Source organism: Opitutales bacterium, assembly GCA_013215165.1.
Taxonomy (GTDB): Bacteria; Verrucomicrobiota; Verrucomicrobiia; order Opitutales; family JABSRG01; genus JABSRG01.
The window spans coordinates 1-7323 of record JABSRG010000097.1 but is presented as its reverse complement, the minus strand read 5'-3'; the positions used below and the strand labels follow the sequence as shown (position 1 = coordinate 7323).

Here is a 7323-nt window from a genome sequence, read left to right as displayed (position 1 = left end):
CTGGCTTCCTTGGTCGGAAGCCGTCCAGAGCCAACCATTTTTTTAACTTTTTAGATTATCCCTGTGGGATGGCTGTGACCTCTTTTGATTCCATTGATGAAAAGATACATCAGAACTCTCACCTGTTTCATCTGCTATGCCACCTATGCCCTCTTCGCCCAGGCGGAAGAAAAGGTCGAAACGTTAAAGTGGCTCTATTCATACCCACAGGCGATTGAAGAGGCGAAAAAGACGGGGAAACCCATCTTCCTCGAATTTCGTTGTGCGCCCTGACGCAACGGACGCGAATTTGATGCACAGGTTGTGCATACACCTATCAACACACCCCGCGGCAAGCTTATGGAGCAATATGTTTTGCTCCGCATCATGTCGCTCACCGGAGTAGACCTGAACCTTTTCCAGTTTGATCGTCACAATGCTTTATACTTCTTCATGATGAACGCAGATGAGCATATATACATACGCTATGGAGGGCGCGATGCGGCATCGGCAACGACCTATCTTGACTTCGACAGCTTAGAACTCGCCCTCGCTCAGGGCCTCGAGCTGCATACTCGATATCAAGCCGGAAACTTCGAGCCACAGGAAAGACAGGAACCGCTCTACCCGAAAGACATTCTCACGCTCAAAAAATCTGTTATCGATAATAACCGCTGTGTGGAGTGTCACCTAGTGGATGATTACCTGATAACCGAAATGGAGACGGCCGGCACGCTTGATAAACTCCAGGACATGTATGCGTCGCCCGACCTGCACACACTGGGTATTTATTTAGACATACCGAGAGGGCTGCAAATTGATCGGACAGAAAGGGCTGCCACTGCGGCAGGACTGCAGCGTGGCGATATCATCACGCACCTAGGCAACCACGCAGTGTATACTTTCGGTGACCTGCAGTTTCGTCTCGACCGTGTTCACCGTCGCTCAACAGAGCTACCCATTGGCATTAATCGCGACGGCAGTGCTATGACAGTCGTGATGGCGCTACCAGATCAATGGTGGTTTACAGACCTCACTCACCGCTATTGGTCGGTCGACCCGCTGGTGTTCTTCAATGCTGAACGCTTGTCTACCGAAGAAAAACAGACGCTTGACCTACCCGTAGATGGATTTGCATCCCGAGTCATTGAGGTCGATATCAACGCGCTCCTCGAAGGAGCGCACGATCTTGAAGAGGGAGACATCATCGTGGCCGTCGACGGTGTGGAGCAAAACATCATTACCCAAGATTTAGTTACTCACATCAAACTCATGCATACCGCCGGCAACACTAAGACACTCACGATCCTACGAGGCGATGAGATTCAAGAAATGCCACTGACCTCCAAACGTCAGCGTTACCGCAAACGTGGTAATTAGACACCATACATCAGTCTGACGCTGGCTCCTTTTTTCAAATCATAAGCAATCAAAGTAACTAAAATGAAGACTCGCACACTGCTCCTGCTCGTATCCGCACCTTTTGCGTCGATGATAGCCGAACCTGACATGTCTAAAATGATCGACCCTGAGCTTGCTCAAGAGATCGCTCGATTTACTGGAGAAGTAGGCGGTAAGATTCAGATGGCTGCAAAGACATTGGATGATGATGGCGACGGAAAACTCGAATACCGGTCTATGCTCCGCACGCTGATGGGGCGCGGATTTGCGCGCGTCAACATGGAGGCACCCGTATCTGAAGAGCTCCTCGAAAACGGAACGACCGCAGAGGCAATCCACAAGAATAATGCAGAAGCCGATAAGCAAATATCCGCCTTCATGAAGCCGAATGCAGACGGCCTCATCGGCGAAGCAGAATTTACTAAAATGTTTTCAACCGCCATTTACCAGCTCGGCATTGCACGCAGTTTGTCGCTGGATGTAGATAAGGACCAGAAACTTTCGCTCAAAGAATACGCGACTGGCTTCCCTATCAGAAAGGGAGAGGAGACTGATGATGAAGGTTTTACAGAAAATCAGCGCCGAGGCTTCGCTAGCCAGGATAAGAATGAGAGCGGATATCTCGAGGGCACGGAGTGGATGCCAGCTGAATTTTATCACGCGGTCGAGGAAGTCTCAGATGTCTTAATTATGGTCTTTGGTGCAGGAATATTAGATGAGGACGGAGATGGCAGTATCTCAAAGCCGGAACTTGCTAAACATTTACCTGAATCAGAAAATCTCCCAGAATCTTTCCCGATGACAAGCGCCATAAACTACTTCCGAGCGCTCAGTCATGATGATCAACATGCCCTTGCCGAAGCCATGTTAGTTAGCTTGTCCGACAGCTAAAACCCAAAGCTTGTAATAACTAAATAGGGTGGGTTTTCGGATCTGCCCTTTTTTGTTCTTTGGATCGGATTCAGAAGCGATAAAGCCACCGCTACAACCAGTTTTCAGACAGGCTCCGCCTGTCTTCGGTCCGGACTGTCACCCCGTCTGCATCGAGCTTTTCTAGAAATGGCACAAATATCCGGCGCGACGTAGGAATTTTCTGCCGCAGTTCTCCTGTCGTTGCCGGTCCATTTTCGCGGATCGTTGCAACCACCTGCTGGCGTAAAGCCTCGAATCCCTGACGAGAGATTAGCGTCTTTTCGTTCAGCTCTATCGCTGCACCCGATTCAAATAGAAATCTGAGGACACGCGCATCGTCTGCATCTTTTATACTATCACTACGACTAGGTGGGTTTTCTGGATCTTTATTGAGTAATTCTATGATACGTTTCTCCTTTAACTGGAGCGTCGGGTTTAACTTCGGCCTATGCGATTTATGCCGCACGACCGTTCCTTGGAAAACGAGTTCTGACTGCTTCAAGATATGGAGGATTGAATCCGTCAGCCGCTTGTCCGGTAGCGCCTCAGCTAGATGCTTTCGGAACACAGTAACAGGCATACCCAAACGCTCTGGCTGCTTCTGATGAAACCGGTGAAGCGGGTTCAAAACCAAATCACTCACCTCACGCCACCAAGCAGAGTCTAACAGCCAACCGCAGGACTCAAGAATTCGGCCATCGCGGCCTAGCTGTTCAATGCCAGCAGAAATAGCATACTCAGCATGGGGCGATGCAGCTAGAAAACCTTCTGATCGACGAGCTCTATCACGTTTAATTTGACTCATCATGAGTGCCTCCAATGACTGCGGCTGACCCAGACGTGCTCTTAACAAGGCTACCTGCTCGGTCTTACGCAGCGAACGCTGAGGCGCCGACGGATCTAATACTATCCCACCGGCTAATGTATGTCTGCCCGACAGGTCTCTCAAAACGAAGCGGTCCCCTACCCAACAACAGATGGGTGCATAGAATCGCAATTCAACGAAGAGCCAGCTCGCTGATTCCAGGGAAGAGTCTGGAGCTAAAAAAATTCGGGTACGCATCGTTCCACTTCCGAAATGAAAAAATAGCTCTCTACCTGCCTTGATATGGCGGTTTGCCCGCATGATAACATCACTCCGATCCACGCACCGGGTCGCTGCATGCACACAATTGCTAGCTTCACCAGAGGTATCATTGCATATAATCGAGCCACGACCAATAAGGTCTCGATCCTCACGAGATACACCCGTTATATTGAGCGCCACGCGTGATCCAGGCGGCGCTACCTTGCGTTTAGCATGATGAGCTTGTATCTCCCGAATCGCAATCGGAATGCCTGCTGGCTGGACGACCAAATGATCGCTCGTAGAAATCTGTCCATATGACAACGTGCCTGTCACCACAGTGCCTGCGCCCTTTATTGGAAAAACACGATCTATCGGCAACCTCGGTTTATTTATGTCTTTCGATGTTTCTAAGGAGCTTAGCCGCGCACCTATTGCCCCTTTAAGTTGCTCGATTCCAATGGCCTTTGCAGCCGAGATCTCAACGATCTCAGCGCCTTCCCATGGAGTGCCTTCTAGGTGCTCCTCAATATCGGCAATTGCTAAATCCAAGTCTTCAAATCGATCAATTTTGGTAAGAACGACCAATACTTCTTTCACACCCAGATACTGGAGAATCTGGGCGTGCTCCTCGGTTTGAGGCATCCATCCGTCATCAGCGGCGACTATAAGGAGCGCTAAATCCACAGCACCGACCCCAGCGACCATATTCTTAACAAAGTCCGCATGCCCCGGCACATCAATGAGCCCGACTGCAAGCATATCCTCACTGCCATCATGACTCGGCAACTCCAACTGAGCGAAGCCTAGATCAATGGTGAGGCCCCGAGATTTTTCTTCAGGCAGCCTGTCTGTATCCACACCCGTTAGGGCTTGAACTAGGGAACTTTTGCCATGATCCACATGACCCGCAGTCGCCACGATAAAATGCCGCGTTGATGGCATAAACTAGACAGTGCTATTCAGCGCCTTGGCATTCAAAAGCTGATTCAAAGCACATGCAACCTGCTCATCTTGATGACTAAACACAGTGCGCAGATCTATTTTTAACAGCCCATCAGCGGCATAAGAGATAATTGCAGGTTCGCCCATGCGCAGCTTTCTTGCAACTTCTTCTAGACTCATGGCGCGAGGAGGTATATCGAGCGTTACGGATGGGATTTCAGCCTTGGGCATCGTTCCGCCTCCACAACGAGAGATGCCTGAGCCAATATTTAATTGTGAGCTTGCTACCGCAGCTACGATCTTATCTGCCCGCTCTCGAATACCCTCCAGTGATCTCTGGAGGAATTCAGCGTGCGGGAGCGCCGGATTCTCACTATCTTCAAGATAAGCCTCCACGGTTTCTTGCAAGGCAGCGATCACCATCTTGTCGCAACGCAAAGCACGGAAAAATGGATTCTTCTTTAAGCGAGCGATGATTTCTTGTTTCCCTGCTAGAATCCCAGCTTGAGGCCCCCCGAGTAACTTATCCCCACTGACACAGACAAGATCCGCCCCGGCAGCAATCGCCTCAGGTACGCGAGGCTCGTGAGGAATCGGTGCCAACTTTTCTGTGGAAAACAGAGCACCGCTACCTAGATCAAACAAGACCGGTATGTGATGCTCACCACCAATGCGAACTAGCTCACTCAGACTCGCCTCCTCAGTGAACCCTTCCTGATAAAAATTCGACTGGTGAACTTTGAGCAACAGACTGGTTCTCGGCCCAATAGCTGACTCGAAATCCGCGCCACGTGTTCGGTTTGTCGTTCCAACCTCACGTAGGTGCGCCCCACTCGTTTCCAAAATCTCGGGGATGCGGAAACCACCCCCGATCTCCACCAGCTCTCCGCGCGATACAATCACTTCATCGCGCTCATCAGAGATTAAAGATCTTAGTGCCAGGATAAGCGCCGATGCGCAGTTATTTACCGCCGTAGCGGCCTCCGCCCCACACACCGTCGCCAGGCATTGCTCTAGGTAGGCACCCCGAGAACCACGTCCCCCCACATCCAGATCGAATTCTAGATTGGAATAGCCACTGGCAACTTCGGATACCCGCCGCACCGCACCTGCACTCAACGGACTGCGTCCAAGATTGGTATGCAGGACCACCCCCGTGCCATTGATCACGCCGCGCAGACGTGACAGAGCCAGACTGCTTAAGTTTTTTGCCAATTCTTCAACAATCTCCTCTTGGGTCGCACACGCCGACTTTCCATCCAGGATAGATCGGCGCTCTCGCTCCACAGCCTGCCGCACGCGAGCCGCCACGACTGGGAGCAGCAGGTCGCTTGTGTGTCCCTTCTCGATCAGTAAAGTAATGATCGTATCGACCCCCGGTATCTGGCGAAGTAATGATTTCCGATGTGGCTCGGAGTTTGGCATAAATACAGCCAAAATGTATTGGCTGTTACCGCAACTTAAATGACTCTCATTACAAGAGAGAAAATACCGAGAGGCGTCTGTCCTCTAAGTCCTAAAAATGATGTATGAAGCTCCATCTTTGACGACCGGATTTGAACTGATCAGTCCTCAGCAGCTCAGCGGACTGATCAGCTTGGGATTACGTGAAAAGCCCTTGCTGATTGAAGCCCATTTCTCATCACAGGATCATCCACTTCCACTGGAAGAGCAGACTCTCCAGCACGTCCCAGGGGCAGTTCGGATGCACCCATCGTTTCTGGAAGCTGGATGGGAGTCCTCTCGGTATTATCCCTCCTACCAGAAGCCTGAAGACGGAAACCTAATGCCCCATAAGCAATTGGTGCAGACGCTTGAATCGATCGGCATTCGCCCGGAGACATGCGTCGTTGTCTATGGAACAGACCCTGACGCCACGCTCTCAGCAGCGCGCATCGCCTGGGGCCTGATGGTGGCAGGAGTCCAATCTGTCAAAATGCTCGACGGGGGGCTGGCAGCATGGACCGATTGGGGTGGCGATGTCGTAGAGAACATCCAATACACATGCCGAGACACTGACTATGAACGCACACCGGAACCTACGCCGAGTTCATGGAAAATGCGCTCACAATGGTTGGCAACAACTGCTGAAGTTGAGGCGGCAGGCAAAGTAGCCGCTCGCCTCGTTGACGTGCGCACCATGGGTGAGTACGACGGATCGCATAAAGACTATTACACTTTCTTCCAACGCGCAGGGCACATCCCAGGAGCGACCTTCCATGGTAACTGGACGCACCTGATCCAACAGCCTCGCCAAGAAATTCTTCCAAAACTGGAGAGAATCAGACGACGTTGGAAGACGCTCGATATTGTTGATTCAGCTGTGGAGAACCAAGAGACCACACTCATCTTTTACTGCGGAACCGGCTGGCGATCCAGCGTCGCTTTTCTCGTTGCCCTGCTACTCGGATACCGTGCCAAGAATTATGACGGCGGGTTTTATGAGTGGTCTTGGGATGATCGACGGGAACTAAAGAATTCCCACAACAAACTGTAGCAACGGCGCTGTCGGGGTGTCTTCGAGCGCAAACTAATTCATACCCTGTGCCCTTAGCCGAAAATCACATTACTCTGTATATAAAGTCAGTCGATTGCTGAAAGGGTCATAGAGCGTCACTTCTTTAAGTCCCCACGGCTGCTTCACCGGCTTGCCAGGGCGAGCATATCTGTATCTAGAAGTGCGAAGCTGATCGAGGTAATCCTCGAGATCCAACATTTCGATGCGAATTCGGGCCCCTGGTGAACAATCGCCATGGTGCTCGGAAAGATGAATCACAGAGTCTCCCCGAGAAACCTGCATATAGAGGGGCGCGTCGTCAGCGAAACGATGTTCCCAGTCGACCTTGAAACCCAAAAAGGTGATATAAAACTCCTTGGCTTTTGTTTCGTCGAATGAACGAAGAATGGGGATCGGAGGCTTCATTCTTCAAATTAATATACCGAAATCACAGCCATCCCATAAGACCTGATGGCGGAGATCAAACCTGAGTATTGATGGGCTGTAGCGGTTGATCGTGTCT

The 7323-nt window shown here is 50.9% G+C and carries 7 protein-coding genes; 4 read left to right on the top strand and 3 right to left on the bottom strand.

The features are described 5' to 3' along the window. Window positions 1-96 precede the first annotated feature (96 nt). The 3 genes from HRU10_14590 to HRU10_14580 all read left to right on the top strand — a co-directional run bounded on the left by HRU10_14590 (window position 97) and on the right by HRU10_14580 (window position 2271). The gene (locus HRU10_14590) at window positions 97-273 is read left to right on the top strand and encodes a hypothetical protein (protein ID NRA28460.1); all 177 of its coding nucleotides are present in this window, start codon (window positions 97-99) and stop codon (window positions 271-273) included. A gap of 30 nt (window positions 274-303) precedes the next feature. Continuing rightward, complete coding sequence (locus HRU10_14585; GenBank protein ID NRA28459.1) at window positions 304-1359, top strand: hypothetical protein; 1056 nt, start codon at window positions 304-306, stop codon at window positions 1357-1359. 63 nt (window positions 1360-1422) lie between these two features. Then, a complete protein-coding gene (locus HRU10_14580; protein NRA28458.1) occupies window positions 1423-2271 on the top strand; it encodes a hypothetical protein in 849 nt (282 codons plus the stop codon). Between the two features lie 91 nt (window positions 2272-2362). On the opposite strand, the gene selB is transcribed toward HRU10_14580, so the two are convergent. Together selB and HRU10_14570 are read right to left on the bottom strand one after the other, a co-directional pair. After that, window positions 2363-4303: a selenocysteine-specific translation elongation factor gene (gene selB / locus HRU10_14575; protein NRA28457.1), complete on the bottom strand. Its 1941-nt coding sequence runs from the start codon at window positions 4301-4303 to the stop codon at window positions 2363-2365. A gap of 3 nt (window positions 4304-4306) precedes the next feature. Continuing rightward, window positions 4307-5728: an L-seryl-tRNA(Sec) selenium transferase gene (locus tag HRU10_14570; protein NRA28456.1), complete on the bottom strand. Its 1422-nt coding sequence runs from the start codon at window positions 5726-5728 to the stop codon at window positions 4307-4309. Window positions 5729-5825: 97 nt separating this feature from the next. On the opposite strand from HRU10_14570, the gene HRU10_14565 reads away from it, so the two are divergent. Next, the gene (locus HRU10_14565; GenBank protein NRA28455.1) at window positions 5826-6800 is read left to right on the top strand and encodes a hypothetical protein; all 975 of its coding nucleotides are present in this window, start codon (window positions 5826-5828) and stop codon (window positions 6798-6800) included. Between the two features lie 69 nt (window positions 6801-6869). Here HRU10_14565 and HRU10_14560 read toward each other — a convergent pair whose 3' ends face one another. Beyond that, entirely contained in the window at window positions 6870-7226 is a 357-nt protein-coding gene (locus tag HRU10_14560; GenBank protein ID NRA28454.1) for a VOC family protein, read from the bottom strand. Window positions 7227-7323 lie beyond the last annotated feature (97 nt).